This is a genomic window from Arthrobacter sp. ISL-85, assembly GCF_018613675.1.
Lineage (GTDB): Bacteria > Actinomycetota > Actinomycetes > Actinomycetales > Micrococcaceae > Arthrobacter.
In genome coordinates, this window is record NZ_JAGGPQ010000024.1 from 80,138 (window position 1) to 97,396 (window position 17,259).

At 66.7% G+C, this 17,259-nt stretch carries 17 protein-coding genes, 1 tRNA gene and 1 other RNA gene; 8 read left to right on the forward strand and 11 right to left on the reverse strand.

The genetic code is table 11. The features are described from left to right. The first annotated feature begins 3 nt into the window (after positions 1-3). Positions 4-1,422 (forward strand): xylulokinase, encoded by a 1,419-nt coding sequence (gene xylB, locus J7I84_RS17585; RefSeq protein ID WP_214945825.1) that lies wholly within the window; start codon positions 4-6, stop codon positions 1,420-1,422. A 105-nt stretch (positions 1,423-1,527) separates the two neighbouring features. Here the strand turns inward: xylB and J7I84_RS17590 are convergent, their stop codons facing one another. From J7I84_RS17590 to J7I84_RS17600, 3 genes are read right to left on the reverse strand one after another with little or no spacing between them, the layout of a single operon-like run. Then, positions 1,528-2,367 carry a sugar phosphate isomerase/epimerase gene (locus J7I84_RS17590; RefSeq protein WP_214945826.1) on the reverse strand — a complete coding sequence of 280 codons (840 nt, stop codon included), beginning with the start codon at positions 2,365-2,367 and terminating at the stop codon, positions 1,528-1,530. Next, positions 2,364-3,578 (reverse strand): dihydrodipicolinate synthase family protein, encoded by a 1,215-nt coding sequence (locus tag J7I84_RS17595; protein ID WP_214945827.1) that lies wholly within the window; start codon positions 3,576-3,578, stop codon positions 2,364-2,366. Before J7I84_RS17595 ends, J7I84_RS17590 begins: the two co-directional genes overlap by 4 nt. After that, positions 3,578-4,747, reverse strand: coding sequence for a Gfo/Idh/MocA family protein (locus tag J7I84_RS17600; protein WP_214945828.1), 1,170 nt, complete (start codon positions 4,745-4,747; stop codon positions 3,578-3,580). Before J7I84_RS17600 ends, J7I84_RS17595 begins: the two co-directional genes overlap by 1 nt. A 167-nt stretch (positions 4,748-4,914) precedes the next feature. Here J7I84_RS17600 and J7I84_RS17605 point away from each other — a divergent pair, with 167 nt between their 5' ends. Both J7I84_RS17605 and J7I84_RS17610 read left to right on the forward strand, forming a co-directional pair. After that, positions 4,915-6,009, forward strand: coding sequence for a LacI family DNA-binding transcriptional regulator (locus J7I84_RS17605; RefSeq protein ID WP_214945829.1), 1,095 nt, complete (start codon positions 4,915-4,917; stop codon positions 6,007-6,009). Beyond that, the gene (locus J7I84_RS17610; RefSeq protein WP_214945830.1) at positions 6,009-6,752 is read left to right on the forward strand and encodes an alpha/beta hydrolase; all 744 of its coding nucleotides are present in this window, start codon (positions 6,009-6,011) and stop codon (positions 6,750-6,752) included. Before J7I84_RS17605 ends, J7I84_RS17610 begins: the two co-directional genes overlap by 1 nt. Here J7I84_RS17610 and J7I84_RS17615 read toward each other — a convergent pair. Next, the gene (locus J7I84_RS17615; RefSeq protein ID WP_214945831.1) at positions 6,749-7,651 is read right to left on the reverse strand and encodes an aldose 1-epimerase family protein; all 903 of its coding nucleotides are present in this window, start codon (positions 7,649-7,651) and stop codon (positions 6,749-6,751) included. The genes J7I84_RS17610 and J7I84_RS17615 overlap by 4 nt on opposite strands. A gap of 80 nt (positions 7,652-7,731) precedes the next feature. On the opposite strand from J7I84_RS17615, the gene J7I84_RS17620 reads away from it, so the two are divergent. Beyond that, positions 7,732-8,439, forward strand: a complete 708-nt coding sequence (locus J7I84_RS17620; RefSeq protein WP_214945832.1) for a DNA alkylation repair protein — start codon at positions 7,732-7,734, stop codon at positions 8,437-8,439. A 6-nt stretch (positions 8,440-8,445) separates the two neighbouring features. On the opposite strand, the gene mptB is transcribed toward J7I84_RS17620, so the two are convergent. Further along, positions 8,446-10,002: a polyprenol phosphomannose-dependent alpha 1,6 mannosyltransferase MptB gene (gene mptB / locus J7I84_RS17625; protein WP_214945833.1), complete on the reverse strand. Its 1,557-nt coding sequence runs from the start codon at positions 10,000-10,002 to the stop codon at positions 8,446-8,448. 156 nt (positions 10,003-10,158) lie between these two features. Between mptB and orn the strand changes: the two genes are divergently transcribed. From orn to def, 3 genes are all read left to right on the forward strand, one after another. Continuing rightward, positions 10,159-10,788 (forward strand): oligoribonuclease, encoded by a 630-nt coding sequence (orn, locus tag J7I84_RS17630; RefSeq protein WP_214945834.1) that lies wholly within the window; start codon positions 10,159-10,161, stop codon positions 10,786-10,788. A 129-nt stretch (positions 10,789-10,917) separates the two neighbouring features. Next, positions 10,918-10,990 (forward strand) — tRNA-His (locus J7I84_RS17635). Between the two features lie 128 nt (positions 10,991-11,118). Next, the gene (gene def / locus J7I84_RS17640; protein WP_214945835.1) at positions 11,119-11,691 is read left to right on the forward strand and encodes a peptide deformylase; all 573 of its coding nucleotides are present in this window, start codon (positions 11,119-11,121) and stop codon (positions 11,689-11,691) included. A gap of 22 nt (positions 11,692-11,713) precedes the next feature. On the opposite strand, the gene J7I84_RS17645 is transcribed toward def, so the two are convergent. The 5 genes from J7I84_RS17645 to rnpB all read right to left on the reverse strand — a co-directional run bounded on the left by J7I84_RS17645 (position 11,714) and on the right by rnpB (position 15,638). Beyond that, positions 11,714-12,511: an HNH endonuclease family protein gene (locus tag J7I84_RS17645; RefSeq protein ID WP_214945836.1), complete on the reverse strand. Its 798-nt coding sequence runs from the start codon at positions 12,509-12,511 to the stop codon at positions 11,714-11,716. 127 nt (positions 12,512-12,638) lie between these two features. Next, complete coding sequence (locus J7I84_RS17650) at positions 12,639-12,848, reverse strand: hypothetical protein (protein ID WP_214945837.1); 210 nt, start codon at positions 12,846-12,848, stop codon at positions 12,639-12,641. A gap of 73 nt (positions 12,849-12,921) precedes the next feature. Beyond that, positions 12,922-14,400, reverse strand: a complete 1,479-nt coding sequence (locus J7I84_RS17655) for a glyceraldehyde-3-phosphate dehydrogenase (protein ID WP_214945838.1) — start codon at positions 14,398-14,400, stop codon at positions 12,922-12,924. A 270-nt stretch (positions 14,401-14,670) separates the two neighbouring features. Then, positions 14,671-15,204 carry a TspO/MBR family protein gene (locus J7I84_RS17660; RefSeq protein ID WP_214945839.1) on the reverse strand — a complete coding sequence of 178 codons (534 nt, stop codon included), beginning with the start codon at positions 15,202-15,204 and terminating at the stop codon, positions 14,671-14,673. A gap of 45 nt (positions 15,205-15,249) precedes the next feature. Then, positions 15,250-15,638: RNase P RNA component class A (gene rnpB, locus J7I84_RS17665), an RNA gene on the reverse strand. Positions 15,639-15,695: 57 nt separating this feature from the next. Here rnpB and J7I84_RS17670 point away from each other — a divergent pair. After that, entirely contained in the window at positions 15,696-16,460 is a 765-nt protein-coding gene (locus tag J7I84_RS17670; RefSeq protein WP_214945840.1) for a YaaA family protein, read from the forward strand. Positions 16,461-16,487: 27 nt separating this feature from the next. On the opposite strand, the gene J7I84_RS17675 is transcribed toward J7I84_RS17670, so the two are convergent. Further along, a complete protein-coding gene (locus J7I84_RS17675; RefSeq protein WP_214945841.1) occupies positions 16,488-17,225 on the reverse strand; it encodes a zinc ribbon domain-containing protein in 738 nt (245 codons plus the stop codon). Positions 17,226-17,259: the final 34 nt, after the last annotated feature.

A 17,259-nucleotide genomic window follows, 5' to 3' on the forward strand; every position in this document is an offset into this window, starting at 1 on the left:
GCCATGGTGCTCGTCGCAGGCATCGACAGCTCCACCCAGTCGTGCAAGGTGGTCATCCGCGACGCGGATACCGGGGTACTGCTCCGCCAGGGCCGGGCCACGCATCCTGAGGGCACCGAGGTCCATCCCGACCACTGGTGGACGGCGCTGCAGAAGGCTGTTGCCGACGCCGGCGGGCTGGATGACGTCGACGCGGTGTCCGTCGGCGGCCAGCAGCACGGCATGGTCTGCCTGGACAGCGACGGAGCGGTGATCCGGCCGGCGCTGCTGTGGAATGACACCCGCAGCGCCGGGGCTGCCTTGGAACTCATCGAAAGTGCCGGCGGCGGCGATCCCGCCGCCGGTGCCCAGTACTGGGCACGCGCGACCGGCACGGTCCCGGTAGCGTCCCTGACGCTGACCAAGCTGCATTGGCTGGCCAGGAACGAGCCGGACAACGCAGCCAGGGTAGCCGCCGTGTGCCTGCCGCACGACTGGCTGACCTGGCGGCTGGCGGGCTTCGGCCCGGGGAGCGGCAGCCAGGGCCTGGAGGCGTTGGCCACAGACCGCTCGGACGCGTCCGGCACGGGCTACTATTCGACGGCGGAAGGCAAGTACCTCCCTGAAGTCCTCTCCGCATCACTCGGCCACGTGCCGGCCCTTCCGCGGGTACTGGGTCCCCTGGAAGCGGCGGGACGGACTCCGGCGGGCAGCGTATTGGCTGCCGGCGCGGGGGACAACGCGGCGGCCGCGCTTGGCGCAGGGGCAGCGCTGGGCGACGTCGTGATGTCGCTGGGCACGTCAGGCACCGTGTTTGCGGTCTCGGATACGCCATCGGCGGATGCGTCCGGACTGGTGGCCGGGTTCGCCGACGCCGCCGGGCATTACCTGCCGCTGGTGTGCACCTTGAATGCCACCCGTATCTTCGATGCCACCGCTGCCTTGCTGGATGTGGACCTGCCGGAGTTCAACCGGCTGGCATTGTCCGCCGGGCCCGGCGCCGGCGGGCTCACCCTGGTCCCCTACTTCGATGGGGAGAGGACACCCAACCTGCCGGATGCCACGGGTTCACTGCACGGCATCACCCGGGCCAACTACACGCCCGCGAACCTGGCGCGCGCCGCCGTCGAAGGCGTCGTCTGCTCACTGGCGGACGGCCTGGCGGCATTGGAGGACCAAGGCGTGTCCGCCCGGCGCATCCTCCTGGTGGGTGGCGGGGCCCAGTCCGCAGCAGTGCAGGAAGTGGCAGCAAGCCTGCTCGGAACAGGCATCACGGTCCCGCAGCCGGGCGAGTACGTAGCCGACGGCGCCGCCCGCCAGGCCGCGGCGGCACTCACCGGACATTTCCCCGCATGGGCGGCAGACGCCGTCGACCTTCCGCAAGGGAGGGACGACGCCGGCGTGCTGGCCCGGTACCGCCGGTTCGCCTCGATCTACACCTAGGCCAGCAGCTGCCAGAAGACCCGGACCGCCAGCGGTCCGGGTCTTCTGTATGTGGGGCGCAGGCTCCTGCCGTGACGTAGCAGGAGCCCGCGGTCTTTGATCAGGTCAGGCGTACGGCAGGACAAGCTCCGCGTACCGCTCCTTGACCGTGGCCAGGACGGCGTTGCCGTCCGTGTCCCAGATCTCCTGACTGAAAATTTCCACCTCGATATCGCCGGTGTAACCGGCATCGCGGACCCAGGTGCCGATCGTGGCGAAGTCCACCACGCCGTCGCCCATGTACCCACGGGAGAGCAACGGGTCCGCGGCGATGGGCATGTTGAAGTCGCACACCTGGTAGGAGGCAATACGGTTTTCCCGCCCCGCCCGCCCGATCTGAGCCTTCAGTTCCGGGTCCCACCAGACGTGGAAGGTGTCGACGGCGACGCCCACCGCCGCGGCGTCGAAGGGCGCCGCGAGGTCAAGCGCCTGCCCCAGGGTGGAGATGAGCGCGCGGTCTGCTGCGTACATCGGATGCAGCGGTTCCAGCACCAAACGGACGCCATTTTCCTGCGCGAACGGGACCAGGTCCGCCAGCCGGTCCGCCACGCGCTGCCGGGCGGCCACGATGTCCTTCTCCCCAGGCGCAAGTCCGCCGACCACCAGGAACAGTTCCTTGGTGTCCAGCGCCACGGCCTCAAGGATGGCAGCGCGGTTGTCCGCGAGCGCGGCGGCCTGGCCTTCGGCGTCTGCCGCGGTGAGGAATCCGCCGCGGCAAAGCGAGGATACGCGCAGGCCGGCATCCCTGATCAGCCGTGCCGCTTTGTCCAGGCCGGCTTCCGCCACCCGGTCCCGCCAGGGGCCAATGGAGGGGATGCCGGCGTTGACGCAGCCCTCCACGACCTGGGCCAGCGTCCACTTCTTGGTGGTGGCGCTGTTGATGGACAGCCGCTGGAAGTCGCTCATACGCCCACTCCGTTGATCCGCAGGTAGTCGGACATCCGGAAGGCGGCCAGGGCGGGGTCCTTGAGCAGGCCCGCCTGGTCCGCCAGTTCGAACGTCCTGGACAGGTGGCAGACTGAGCGGCCGGAGTGCAGGCCGCCCACCATCTGGAAGCCAGGCTGCCTGCCATTGAGCCAGGACATGAACGCGATGCCGGTCTTGTAGTAGAAGGTGGGGGCGCTGAAAATGTGCTTGCCCAGTTCACGGGTGGAGTCGAGGATTTCCCGTGCCTTGGCGGCGTTTCCGGCGTCGTAGTTCTGCAGGGCCACCGAGGCGGCCGGGTAGATGGCGGCGAAGATGCCCAACAGTGCGTCGGAATGGTGGGCACCGTCGCCGTCGATGAGCTCGGGGTAGTTGAAGTCGTCACCGGTGTACAGACGGACGCCCTCGGGCAGGGCTGCGCGCAGGGCCACCTCGTGGCCGGCATCGAGCAGGGAAACCTTGACGCCGTCCACCTTGGCCGCATTGTCCCTGATGAGGCCCAGGAAGGTCTCGGTGGCGGCGGGAACGTCATCCGAGCCCCAGTAGCCGGCCAGTGCGGGATCGAACATGGTGCCAAGCCAGTGCAGGATCACCGGCTGGTCCACTTCCTGCAGCAGGGTGGAGTACACCGTCAGGTAGTCTTCGGGTCCCGTGGCCACCTTCGCCAGGGCACGGGAGGCCATGAGGATGACCTTGGGCCCGGCCTCGGCGATGACGCCGACCTGCTCCCGGTACGCCTCGAGGACGGCCTTGATCCCGGCTTCACCGGCGGGCAGGGAGGCGATGTCCAGCTGGTCGGTGCCGGCGCCGCAGGACACGAGGTCGCGGACCGATTTGCCGGCGGTGGCAGTGTTGTTGGCGGCCACCACTGAGGCAGCTTCCACGCCGGTGCGCTTGATGAGCTGCTGGGTGGCGGCCCAGTCCAGGCCCATGCCGCGCTGGGCGGTGTCCATGGCATCGGCAACGCCCAGCCCGTAGGACCACAGTTCGTGGCGGTACGCCATGGTGGCGTCCCAATCCAACCGGGCAGGGGCGCCGGGAGTGTTGTCGGCGAGGACTTCGGGAATGACATGCGCGGCCGCGTAGGCACGGCGTGCCGTCAGGGGGGCCGTGGGCCGGGCCCAGGAGGTGCCGCCCTGCAGGCGGTACTCCCTGGTGCTGCCATCTTCGGAGGGAAGGATGAGGGAAGTCATTAGAGGGTGATCTCCGGAATGTCGATGGTGCGGCGTTCGTCGTTGGACTGAAGGCCGAGCTCTGCCAGCTGGACACCGCGGGCGGCGGAGAGCAAGCCGAAACGGTGTTCCCGGCCGCCCACGACGTCACGGAGGAACTCTTCCCACTGCAGTTTGAAGCCGTTGTCCAGTTCGGCGTTGGCAGGAACTTCCTGCCACTGGTCGCGGAAGGACTCGGTGACGGGCAGGTCCGGGTTCCACACGGGCTTGGGCGTGTGCGCGCGCTGCTGGGCGACGCACTTGTTCAGGCCGGCCACGGCGGAGCCATGCGTGCCGTCGACCTGGAATTCCACGAGTTCGTCGCGGTAGACGCGCACTGCCCAGGAGGAGTTGATCTGGCCGACAACCTGGTCGCCGCCGGGGGTCTCGAGCTCGAAAATACCGTAGGAGGCGTCATCCGCCGTGGCCTTGTATTCCTTGCCGGCCTCGTCCCACCGGGCAGGGATGTGGGTGGCGGTCTTGGCGTTGACGCTCTTGACCTTGCCGATGATGCCCTCCAGGACATAGTTCCAGTGGCAGAACATGTCCGTGGTCATTCCGCCGCCGTCTTCCTTGCGGTAGTTCCACGACGGTCGCTGGGCCGCCTGGATGTCCCCTTCGAAGACCCAGTAACCGAACTCGCCGCGGATGGAGAGGATGCGGCCGAAGAAGCCCTCGTCCACCAGTCGGCGGAGCTTAACCAGGCCCGGGAGGTAGAGCTTGTCATGGACCACGCCTGCGGTGACCCCGGCTTCTTTGCCGATCCGGGCCAGTTCAATGGCCTCCTCCAGCGATTCCGCCGTGGGCTTCTCGGTGAAGATGTGCTTGCCGGCCAGCATGGCCTTCTTCAGGGTGGCAGCGCGCAGGCTGGTCATGGAGGCATCGAAAACGACGTCAACGGTGGGGTCATTGATTACGGAGTCGAGGTCAGTGGTCCACTCGGATACCTTGTGCTTTTCCGCCAGTTCGCGGATCTTGGCCTCGTTGCGGCCCACCAGGATGGGCTCGACCTGCACCTTGGTGCCGTCCTCAAGGGTGAATCCGCCGGCGTCGCGGATGGGAAGGATGGACCGCAGCAGATGCTGGCGGTAGCCCATCCGGCCAGTGATGCCGTTCATGGCGATGCGGATCGTCTTTGTTTCGAAGCCCATGTGTCCTCCACGGTGAGTGAGCAATGTACTCAAGCTGGCTGGGAAAGCGCGTTCCCGCTGCTTCAATGATGCACGGCGCGCTTCCCGTTGGCAAGCGCTTTCCGGAAGTAGGTTGAACTGCCATAATGTGCTTAGCCTTCTAGCCCGTACCAAGACCAGGAGATGCAGTGGCTGCAAGTACCCTTACCGAAGTGGCCCGCCTTGCCGGCGTATCGCCCGCCACGGCCTCCCGCGTCCTGAACGGCTCCGCCCGCAAGCCGGGCCAGGACATTGCCGAACGGGTCCGGCAGGCGGCGGAGTCCCTCGGCTACATCCCCAACGCCCAGGCCCAGGGCCTGGCGAAATCCAGTTCCGGCCTGATCGGCCTGATCGTCCACGACATCGCCGACCCCTACTTTGCGGCCATCGCCAGGGGCGTGCAGGAAGCCGCGCGGGAACAGCGCAAGATGGTGCTGCTTGCCACCACCGGCGGCGGACCTGCGGAGGAGAGGGAAGCGGTGGCTGCCTTCGCGGCACGCCGGGCAGACTCCATCGTGATCGCCGGTTCCCGCTCTTGCCGGGCTGAGGACCGGGACGGCAACGCCGAACTCGCCGCCGAACTCGACCGGTACTGCCGCAATGGCGGCCAGGTGGCAGTGGTGGGACATCCCGTCGTTGGTGCAACAGCTGACGAGGGCTACCACGTGGTAAGGGTCCCCAACCAGGAACTCGCCGGCCGGCTCGCCACCGAACTTGCCGGCAACTGGGACGGGGACTTCGTCGTTGTCGGCGGACCTGAAGGCCTCCTGACCTCCGATGACCGCGTCCGTGGTTTCCAGGAAGGACTGGAGCGGGCAGGGCGCCGGCCGGCAGAAGTACTCCGGAGCGCGTTCAACCGGTCCGGAGGATATGATGCCGGGCTGGAACTGGCTGCCCGGATCAAGGCTGCCCCGCACGGGGACGGCGATGCCGCCGCGGGAAAGTTATGTATTTTCGCCGTCAACGATGTAATGGCCATCGGGGCCGCGGCAGCATTGCGGTCCGAAGGGCTCCGCATTCCCCGTGACGCCGCCATTGCTGGGTTCGACGATATTGAAACCCTCCGCGACTTCAGGCCGGCCCTTTCCACGGTCCGCCTGCCGCTGGAGGAGATTGGACGCCTGGCGACCCGGGCCACCGGACCGCGGCCGGCCGGCGAAAACGGCGATACGGCAGAAGGCGTTTCTCCCGGTGAGGTCACCGGCGAGGTCACGCTCCGGCGCAGCACGGAAGCAGCCGCCTGATGGCGCCACGCGGCCTCACGGCAGTTCCGGCGCGCACGGAAGCGGCCGGCCGTCCCGCCATCCTGGTCCTGCCCGGTGGAGGATATGCCCGCCAGGCCGACCACGAAGCGGAGCCCGTTGCTGAATGGCTGGCCTCCCTGGGGATCCACGCGTTCGTACTCCGCTACCGGGTGGCCCCTGACCGGCACCCGGCTCCCCTGGAGGACGCAAAGGAGGCCATGCTCCACATCAGGAATGGGCAGCACGGGCTGGCCGTTGACCCTGGGCGCGTTGGCGTCCTGGGGTTTTCCGCCGGCGGCCACCTTGCGGCCACGCTCAGCACGGCAGCTGCCACGGGAAACCTGGACCTGGACGTCCCCGCAGCAGTCCCTGACCTTTCGGTGCTTTGCTACCCCGTTGCATCGCTGACCCACCAGACGCACCAGGGATCGGTGGAGAACCTCCTTGGCGACGATCCGCCGTCGGACCTTCTCACGGCGCTCTCGGCGGAGCTGAACGTCACGCCCCTGACACCGCCGGCGTTCCTCTGGCATACAGCCAACGACGAGGCCGTCCCCGTAAGCAACAGCCTGAACTACGCCGCGGCGCTGTTTGCCGCCGGCGTACCGGCGGAGTTGCATGTCTTCCCCGCGGGACGGCACGGGCTGGGGCTTGCCACGGACGAGCCCGGCCCCGGGCAGTGGACCTCCCTGTGCGCGGCGTGGCTGCAGCGTGCCGGCTGGGCGGAGTCCCCCGGCTGCTAGTCCAGCGCCCGGATGGTCCAGCTCGCGGAATGGGACCCTCCCGGCTGCAGGTGCACCAGGTCAGTACCGGAATGCAGGGCATCCGGCGGGCACGTCATGGGCTCGACTGCCAGGCCCAGCCGGTCCGGGCCGACGGGCTTGTCCCCGGTGTGCACCTGGACCCAGGGCCACTCGGTCCCCCATTCGAGCTCCACGCCCAGGCCGGAGGGATCCTGCACCCGCACGCGGGCCAGGCCGGCGCCGTCCCGGGAAATGTCCGTGAAGGCATGGTCGATCTTGACCTGCCCCAGCCGCCGGGGCGAACGGAAGTCGAACGCGTCCCCGTCCACCTGCCGCATGCCCACGGGCAGCAGCCGGTCAGGGGTTACCTCCAGGTAGGCATCGGCGGGAAGTTCCAGTGACCAGTCATCCAAGGGGGACGGGCCGGCTACCAGGTAGGGGTGGGGGCACACCCCGTACGGGGCTGCAACGGCGCCGGTGTTGACAGCCCGGACCGTGCCACGGAGCCCGTCATCGGAAAGCGAGTAGGTGACAGCCAGTTCCAGGTCCCCGGGGTAACCCGGGCCGGCCGGAATGCGGCAACCCAGGATGGCCCGGCCGGTGCCCGCTTCCAGAACTTCCCACTCCCGGTGGATGGCCAGACCGTGCAGGGCAGCGCCGCGCTCCGGTTCATTGACGGCGGCCGCATAGGACTTGCCTGCGTAGGAGTAGGTGCCGTCCGCCAGCCGGTTGGGCCACGGTGCGCAGATGACGCCGCGGTAGTCGGGAACGGGACCCTCGGGGCCAAAGCCCACCACCAGGTCCCTGTCCCCGTGGCGCAGTTCGCGGAGCGCCCCACCGCGAGGGGTGACGACGGCGGAGTAGGGTCCGTGAGTGAGGTGGACGTCGGTTCCGGGCATGGGATCCCTCTGGTTGGCGGGGCGTGTTAGCGCTCACCAGCGTACCCCAACATTCGCGGGTACTGGATAAGGTTTCCTGCATGGAAACCGCCCCTGACCAGAACCTCGTCGCCGCCGTCAGGGCTGCACTCCGGGAGCTCGCCGACCCCGCACGCGGCGCGGGGGCCCAGGCGTACATGAAGTCCCCGATTGCCTCGCTTGGCGTTCGGGTTCCCGAGGTGCGGCGGATCGCAACCCTGGCTGCGCGGGAGTTTCCGCCGGCGTCCGCGGCGCAGCTCCGCGCCACGGTGCTGGTCCTGTGGCGGACCTCCATGTTCCGGGAGGAGAAGTACGCGGCCATCGACCTGACGGCAAACCGCCTGGCAGCCGCAGACCTGGACATGCTCCCTGTGTACGAGGAGATCATCCGCACCGGCGCGTGGTGGGATTTTGCGGACGGCGTGTCCGGCCGGATCTGCAACCTGCTGCAGGCGCACCCCGGGGAGATGTCCGGGGTCCTCCGCGAATGGAGCCGGGACCCGGAGCTTTGGATCCGAAGGGCCTCCATTACGTCCCAGCTTCGCGCCAAGGAGGCCACGGACACGGATCTGCTCGCCGCCGTCATCGAACCGAACCTTCGGGACCGGGAGTTCTTCATCCGCAAGGCGATCGGCTGGGCGCTGCGCGAGTATGCCAAGACGGCTCCCGAGTGGGTGGAGGCGTTCGCCGCCCGGCACCGGGACGTCATGAGTCCGCTGTCGCGGAGGGAGGCGCTGCGCGGGATCGAAAGCGGGGCCGCACGGCGTTAACGACTGCTAGATCACGGGACGTTCGACGACGGGCTGATGTGTTTTGCGGAACAGCCTGCGGGTGCCGGGGTCCCAGAAGATCAGGTACAGGGCAAAGAGCAGGGCGGTCAGCGCCGCGGCAATACGGGCCAGGGCAAGGGCGAAGCCGAGGTCCTGGGTCTGCAGGTAGGGGAAGACGTCCAGCTGGTCCGAAATGGCGTAGATCATGAAGAAGGACACTACGAAGTACAGGGCCTTGACCTGCCAGTCGTTGCGTATGCCGGTCACGGCAAACAGCGGTATGAGCCAAACGACGTACCAGGCCTGGATGATGGGGGCCAGCAGGACCACGGCGGCCAGGGCGAGCGTAAGGCGGCGCATGAGGCGGTCATAGTCGCCCCTGAGGATCTGCCAGGCGACGATGCCCACGGCAAGCAGCTTCCCGGCGTCGAACACCCAGCCTGCGGGCACCGAGCCGTCAAAGCCGAAAGCGTTGGCCAGGGACCCCACCACCATGCCGATCAAGCCAACGGGGGCGTACCAAATGGAAATGCTACCGGGAGCGGAAAGGCCGTTGATCCAGCCGAAGCCGAACCCGTTGACCATGCTCATGGCGGTCAGGATCGCCAGGCTCAGGGCGGCAGTCAGCGCCCAGAAGGCGATCTTCCGCAGCCACCCTGCCTGTTTGCCCGCCCAGAGGAGGCCGATGAACGGCAGGAAGACGATGGTGATGGGCTTCACCGCGATGGACAGGGTCACCAGGACGATCCCGCGGACCTGGCGCCGGGTGGCCGAGTAGTACAGCCCGGCGAGGGCAAGCCCGATCATCAGTGAATCGTTGTGGACGCTGGCGATGAAGTTGGTCAGGAAGAGCGGGTTGGCTACGGTCAGCCACAGGGCCCTGTGCGGGTTCACGCCGTGGAGTTCGGCGAGCCGGGGCACATAGACGACGCAGAGCACCACGCCGGCCAGCGCCACCAGCCGGAAGAGCATGACGCACGTCTCCGGCTGGACGCTGGTGGCCCAAACCACCAGTTGCTCGATCCACAGGAACAGCTGGCCGTAGGGAACCGGGGCCTCGGTCCACATTTTGTCTGCGCCCAGCTGGAAGTAGTTGGACAGGGCGGAGATGCCGTGTTCGTATGGGTTGAAGCCTTCCACCATCAGGCGCCCCTGGCCGATGTATGCGTAGACATCGCGGCTGAACAGGGGCACGCTGAACATCATGGGAAGTCCCCAGGCCACCACCGCGGTGAGAGTTGCCCGCCGCGCCTGTTCGCCCCATAACCGGACTTTCTGGCCGAGCCGCAGCCAGGCACGCACCAGCAGCATGCCCCCCACAGCCACCAGGACGATGGACAGCGCCACGCCGGGAGCCTCGGTCCGCATCCAGATGAAGACGGGCATGCGGCGCAGCTCGGAGACAGGGGCCAGCCAGCCAACCCCAATGGATCCGATCATCATGAACATGGAGCCCAGGAAGCCGGCAAGGAGCGGCGAGCGGGGATTGTCCACCTCGGCACTGCCCGTTCCGGCAGTGCCGGCCGCCGCCATCTCCCCCGTCGCGGGCACAGGCGCCGTCATCTCAGGATCGTCCAATCTTCTTGCGTTTTCCGCGGTTCACCCGGCGGGCCGCGCAGGCCGGCCGGGACACGATTCAAGGGCGGAAGGGCGACCCGCCGCGTACCCGAAATCCTAGCATCGGCAGGGTGCCCGGAGGTGTAACGGTAGGCTGGTCCGGTGCCTATATCTAACGAACGAATCGTCTGGATCGACTGTGAAATGACCGGTCTGGACATCAAGAACGACGCCCTGATCGAGGTGGCAGCCCTGGTCACCGACTCGGAGCTGAACATCCTGGGGGACGGGGTTGATGTCGTCATCAAACCCGACGACGCCGCCGTGGCCCAGATGTCCGACTTCGTCCGGGACATGCACACCAAGTCCGGGCTGCTGGCGGAACTGCCGCACGGCAAGACGATGGCAGAAGCAGAGGCCGCGGTCATGGAGTACATCTCCAACTGGGTTCCGGATCCGCGCAAAGCGCCGCTGGGGGGCAACTCGGTGGGAACCGACCGCGTATTCCTGTCCCGCGACATGCCTGCAGTGGTGGAGCACCTCCACTACCGGGTGATCGACGTCAGCACCATCAAGGAGCTGTCGCGCCGCTGGTACGCCCGGGCGTACTTCCAGTCACCGGCGAAGAAAGGTGGCCACCGCGCCCTGGGAGACATCAAGGATTCCATTGATGAGCTCCGGTACTACCGGGAAGCAGTCTTCGTCCCCGCCCCTGGGCCGGACAGCGCCAAGGCCCAGAAGATTGCCGGCAGAATCGCAAACGGCGACGCCGAAGCCCAAGCCGGGGAGTAATCTGCGCCACGTTTGGATGAAATTTTGCTGAAATCGGAGAAAGTGGACAAAGCACACCTTCCGAGCAGGTAAGCTATTTGAGTTGCGTTTCCAGGGAGCCGCTACTGCGGAATTCCCTAGAAGCTCATGGTGGGCGTAGCTCAGTTGGCAGAGCGCCTGGTTGTGGTCCAGGAGGTCGCGGGTTCAACCCCCGTCGCTCACCCTCACGGGGCGGCATGCAGCCGCCAACAAGGAGGCCGCACCGGATATCCGGTGCGGCCTCCTTTTTCGTGCCCCATCCGGGCACGTGCATTGCAGCCGGGGACACCGCGAAGCCGAAGGACTAACGATATGACCGTTCTGCCGATCACCATCTGGGGCGAGCCTGTCCTGCACCGCCGCGCCGCCGAGGTGGAGGTATTCGATGACGAACTGCGCGCCCTGATTGCGGACATGGTCGAAACCAACAACGCCGCCAACGGTGTGGGCCTCGCCGCCCCGCAGATCGGCGTGGGCAAACGGATCTTCGTTTATAAGTACGCCAACGACGACGGCGCTCCCCCTGCCGGTGTTCTGGTGAATCCCGTCCTGACCCTGTCCAAAATCTCCGGTGCTGCTCCCGACCCCGACGAGGAGGAAGAGGGCTGCCTGTCCTTCCCGGGCGAACAGTACCCGCTCAAGCGGGCCGAATGGGCCCGGGTGGAGGGATTTGACGGGTTCGGAGAACCGGTCAGGTTCGAGGCAACAGGGTGGTTCGCCAGGGTCATCCAGCACGAGTACGACCATCTGGACGGCAAGCTGTACGTCAACCGGCTGATGGACCGGTATTCCCGCAAGGCCATGAAGCAGGCCAAGAAGAACGGCTGGGGCGTGCCTGGGCTGACGTGGCTGCCCGGCGTGGACCCCGATCCGTTCGGCCACTGACCCTTCCGGGGGGATCCCCCGATCAGCCTGCGGTGATGGTCGGCTGATTGGGGCACGCTGCAAGGACCCGCTTCATGGCGTCCTTTTCGGCGGCCGTCACCCACAGCCCGTACGCGGCTTTCACGGAGATCTGGCGGGCCACGTAATGGCAGCGGATCGCAGTGTTCTTCGGCAGCCAGGTGGCAGCATCTCCTGCGCTTTTTTGCTGGTTTGCTGCGCCGTCCGCCGCAACGAGGTTCAGCGGATCATTGGCCAGGCTCTGGCGTTCCTTGGGCCCTAAACGCTGGGCGCCCTTTTGCCAGGCGTCGCCGAGGGCCACGACATGGTCGATCTGGACTGCGCGGCTGCTGTCGGAACCGCGCCGGAAATCCACGTCCTGGCCCGTATAGGGCTCCCGGAAGTGCCCGGCCGTCACCTTGCAGGTGGAACCCTCGGAGAAGACAACATCGGCGAGATCCCGGCGAAGGATGTCGTTGCGGGTATCGCAGCCGTTCCGGTCAACATCGAGCCATGCCTGGCCGAAGGCCTCGCGGCTGTAATCGGTGCTGGGCGCCCTGCCTTTTATGGCCAGGCCGTCCAGGGCCGCGAGTGCACTTCCCGCTGGCACCGGGTTGGGCTCCTGGACCGGCTTCATCCAGGCGGCGTCGAAGACCGGCGCCTCAGATGGCCCCTCAGCGGCCGGTCCTGCTGCCGGGAACTGCCCCGCGGTGAAGAACCAGAACAGCGCGGCCAGGATTAATGCGGCGGCCGTAATGAGAAGCGCCCAGGCCTGCCGGGAACGGCGGCGTGCGCGGCGGTAGGCAGACCAGCTGACGGTCACGGGGTTGCCGCCGGAAAGGGAAAGTCAGGCACCCCCAGAGCCTAGAACAAAGGGCAAGCCCGGCCGCTGATATCCACACTGTTGAGGACGAGTGATGGGTCACAAGGGCCTGACAGCTGCCGTTGGGCTACTGTTCCCGGGTAACCCTTCGAAGGTCTTCTTCCGCGATGGCCAGCAGTCCCTCGAGCTGGCGCACCCTCTCATCGCTGACGTCCCCGGTTTTGTGGGCGGCCCGGGCACGCTCGAGCAGCCGCACGGCTTCCTTATGGTTGGCCTTGGCCACGTCCAGTGCGTGCTCGAGAGTGGTTTCGTGCTGAAGGGTCGATTCGTTGTCCATGCCACCAGTGTGGTCCCGTTTCCCGGCTGATTCCAGAGAATCAGCCGGGAATTCGCAGGACGTGCGCGGATCGTTAGACAGCGATAGCGGCCAGGGCGGCGGCGCTTTCCTTGGCAGGGAACGATGGCGGGTTCACGCCTGCCATCTCCTCCATGACGCGAACCACCTGGCAGCTGTAGCCGAACTCGTTGTCGTACCAGACGTAGAGGACCAGGTTCTTGTCCGTGGACACCGTGGCCAGGCCGTCCACGATGCCGGCACGGCGGGATCCGACGAAGTCGGTCGAGACCACTTCTGGCGAGTCGATGTAGTCGATCTGCTTGCGCAGGTCCGAGTGCAGCGACATTTCGCGCAGGTAGTTGTTGACCTCGTCCTTGGTGGTGCCGTTTTCAAGGGTGAGGTTCAGGATGGCCAGTGAGACGTCCGGGGTAGGGACGCGGATGGAGCTGCCTGTGAGCTTGCCCAGGAGTTCGGGCAGGGCCTTCGCCACTGCCTTGGCGGCACCGGTTTCGGTGATGACCATGTTCAGAGCAGCCGAACGGCCGCGGCGGTCGCCCTTGTGGAAGTTATCGATCAGGTTCTGGTCGTTCGTGAAGGAGTGGACGGTCTCTACGTGGCCGTGGACCACGCCGAACTTGTCGTTGATAGCCTTCAGGACCGGGGTGATGGCGTTGGTGGTGCAGGACGCCGCGGAGACGATCTTGTCCGAGTCGGCGATGTCGCGGTGGTTGATGCCGTGGACGATGTTCTTCAGGTCGCCCTTGCCCGGTGCGGTCAGCAGGACCCGGGCCACGCCCTTGCTCTGCAGGTGCTGGGACAGGCCTTCGGCGTCGCGCCAGCGGCCAGTGTTGTCCACCACCAGGGCGTTGTTGATGCCATAGGCCGTGTAGTCGATGGTGGCGGGGTCGTTCGAGTAGATGACCTGGATCTGGACGCCGTTGGCCGTGATGGTGTTGGCGGCCTCGTCGATCCGGATGGTGCCTTCGAAGGACCCATGGACGGAGTCGCGGCGCAGCAGGCTGGCGCGCTTGGAGAGGTCGTTGTCGGACCCGCGGCGCACCACGATGGCGCGCAGGCGCAGGCCGTGGCCACCGCCGGCCTTTTCGATGAGGATGCGGGCCAGGAGCCGTCCGATGCGGCCAAAGCCATAGAGCACGACGTCGGTACTGGTGCGGTCATCGCCGCCCCGCTTGCCCACGATCTCGGCGAGCTCTTCGCGGAGGAATTCCTCCAGGGTGGCGCCGTTGCCTTCTTCCTTGAACTTCTGGTTCAGGCGGGCGATGTCGATCGCCGCGGCACCCAACTCCAGTCCCGCCAGCGTGTTCAGCAGGGGCGCTGTGTCCTCCAGGAGCAGTTCGTCCTTGCTCATCCGGCGGGCGAACCGGTGCGCCTTGAGGATGTTCATGGTGGACTTGTTGATCAGGCTCCGGCCGTGGATGCTGGTCACCACGTTGTTATCGCGGTACAGCCTGCCGATCACCGGGATCATGGCCTCGGCGAGGGCCTCCCGGCCCATCCACGTATCAAGACAAGAATCAGACGTCTGGCTCACAGAAATACCTTCCTCGGTTCAGCCGTGTACGTCTTCGTACACAGATGTAGGCCACCTGATGATGTCCAGGGGCACCAGCGCCTGCAGGGATGGCCCCCAGGCGCCTGGAGCGCGTGCAAAGAAAAACCGCCGGCTGCGAACGCAACTTTCGGCGGTAGAACTCCTGCGTCCGGAATCCATTCTAATTTGGCCGGTCGCAGGGAACACGCTTGCGGTGCGTGAAATCACTCACACGCCAGGACGGACGCATTTAGCCGAGGCTGCTGCCCGTCAGTTGTGCATTGCGGAATACAGGTTCAGTGTGGCGGAAAACACGAGCCAGGAAAAGTAGGGCAGCACCAGGTATCCGGCGGCGGTGTCCACCGGACCGAACCGCAGGATCAGGAATGCCAGGGTTGCGGTGAGGGCGCAGACGACCGCGAAGGCAGCCCACAGGGCCACCACTCCAAGCATTGGGTAGAGGGCGAAGAAGGTCACCGGCCACGCAGTGTTAAGCAGCAGTTGAAGCACATAGCCGGCAAGGGCGCCCCCGGACAGGCGGCCTTTGCGCCACACCAGCCACGCGGCTGCTGCGACGCCGGCGTACAGCACCGGCCAGATGGTCCGGAACATCCACGACGGCGGCATCCACGGCGCTTTCAACGAGCCTGCGTACCAGCCGCCGGAGTTAAGGATGATTGGTACCGAGGAGAGCACCCACGCAAGGGCGGAGAGAGCCAGGAATCCAGCGAGGGCAACGCACTGTGACCGGGTGCCGGGAATGCCCGCTGCGGCCGCGGGGCGGGATTCGGGAATTACGGGCACGGTTCAGGATCCCCGACGCAAAGCCCGGTGGTCAAACGCGGTATGTGGATGGGACAGCCGGTACGCCGGGTTCTGTTCTCCCCCGCCGTTACCGGCAAGGGAGCGACGGCCATCCATCTACGAGTACCGTTGCCGGCACCCTCCAGCGGCCTACCCGGACACTCGGGCGGGCAGCCCTCGATCGTGTCCTGTCTGGCCTTGCTCCGGGTGGGGTTTACCTAGCCTTCCCGGTCACCCGGGAAGCTGGTGGTCTCTTACACCACCGTTTCACCCTTACCTGCCCTTCCCGGCCCGGGGCCGGAAATGCAGGCGGTCTGTTTTCTGTGGCACTGGCCTGCGGGTTACCCCGAGTGGGCGTTACCCACCACCCTGCCCTGCGGAGCCCGGACGTTCCTCGAGCCACTTGCGTGGCGCGCGGCCGTCTGGCTGTCCCATCCGGGTCCCAGTCTACCGGCGCTGCCGGCCACTTTTGTCGCCGGTAGGATCGGACGGTGCTGATTCTGCTTCCCCCTTCCGAAGGCAAGACGCCCGCGCTCCGCGGCCCCGCCGTCGACTGGCCCTCCCTGAGCTTCCCTGAGCTCAACCCGTACCGCGCCAAGGTCCTCGAGGCCCTCGGAACAGTCAGCTCACACCGGGATGCCCTTGCCCTGCTGGGGGTCGGAGCCTCGTTGCGTGAAGACGTCGAACGCAATACCCGCCTGCATGCCGAGCCGGCGGCCCCGGCGCACAGCATCTACTCGGGCGTCCTGTATGACGCCCTGGGTTACCGGAGCCTCACGCCGGCCCAGCGGCGCAAGGCGGATGCGTCAGTTCTGGTGGTGTCGGCACTGTGGGGGGCCATCCGCTTCGGCGACAGCGTCCCCGCCTACCGGCTGTCCATGGCTACGGCATTGCCCGACGTCGGCCGGCTGGCTTCGTTCTGGAAGGCACAGCTTGGCGACGCCCTGCGTGCCGCTGTCCGGGAACACCTGCTGGTTGACTGCCGGTCCAGCACCTATGCTGCGGCGTGGGCGCCGCCGCCGCAGCAGACCGTTTCCGTGAACGTCCTTACCGAGGCCGGCGGCGTGCGCAAAGTGGTGAGCCACTTCGCCAAGCACACCAGGGGCGAACTGGCGCGGCACCTGCTGGTGCGCCGCGGAAAAGCCCCGACCGCGCCGTCGGACCTTTTGAAGGCTGCCCGCGAAAAGTGGGAGGCCGAACTTGTGCCGGGCACCGCCCGCAAGCCACACGCCCTCAACATCATCCTGCCGGGCTGATCTTCACGCCTGTGTTCCAACGGCCAGTCAGGCCCATTCGTCGGAACGGACCAGGATGGCGCCCGAGTCCGGGCAAAAGACGATGTCGTCGGCAGCGGCCGCTTTGATCTCGGCGAGGTCGCCGGGGCTGAGCTTCATGCCCGAGGCTTCCGAGGTGCCGTGGAAAAGCCGCGCCGCGCCGACTCCGCGCTTGGCCAGGGTCTTTTCGTAGACCGCCACCATGCCCGAGTCCAGCCCGGCGGCGAACTCGGCGCGTTGGGTACGAAGCCCTGATGCTTCCGTTTCCACCTCGGCCAGGGCCGCATCAAGTTCCGCCCTGATGGTTCCAAAAGACCCCTGGATGTCATCGACAATCTGCTGCTGGGCCGCCTGCCGCTCCCGCAGCGAGTCCAGCCGCTCCATGACTTCCAGTTCCACGTCCTCAAGGTCGGAACGCCGCTTGTTCAGCGATGCGATGTCCTTTTGCAGTGCCACCAGGTCCTTGGACAGGCCGGTGCCGCTGTTAAGCCTGGCCTCGTCGCGTCCGATCCGTGAAGCAACCTGTTCGACGTCGGCCTCCGCCCTCTTCAGCGCGGCCTCGGCGTCGTGCACGGCCACCTTGGCTGCGCCCAGTTCACCGTTGGCGACGGACAGGGCGGCCTCAAGGTCCTTGATGCGGGGATCGTTCTCCAGCGTGCGGCGGCGGTTGGTGAGGCCCTTCAACCTGGCATCAAGGCCTTGCAGTTCGAGCAACTTCAACTGTTCCGCCGGTGCTGCCTTGGCCACTTTTACCTCCGCTAGATCCCTTCCGGCCAGAGCC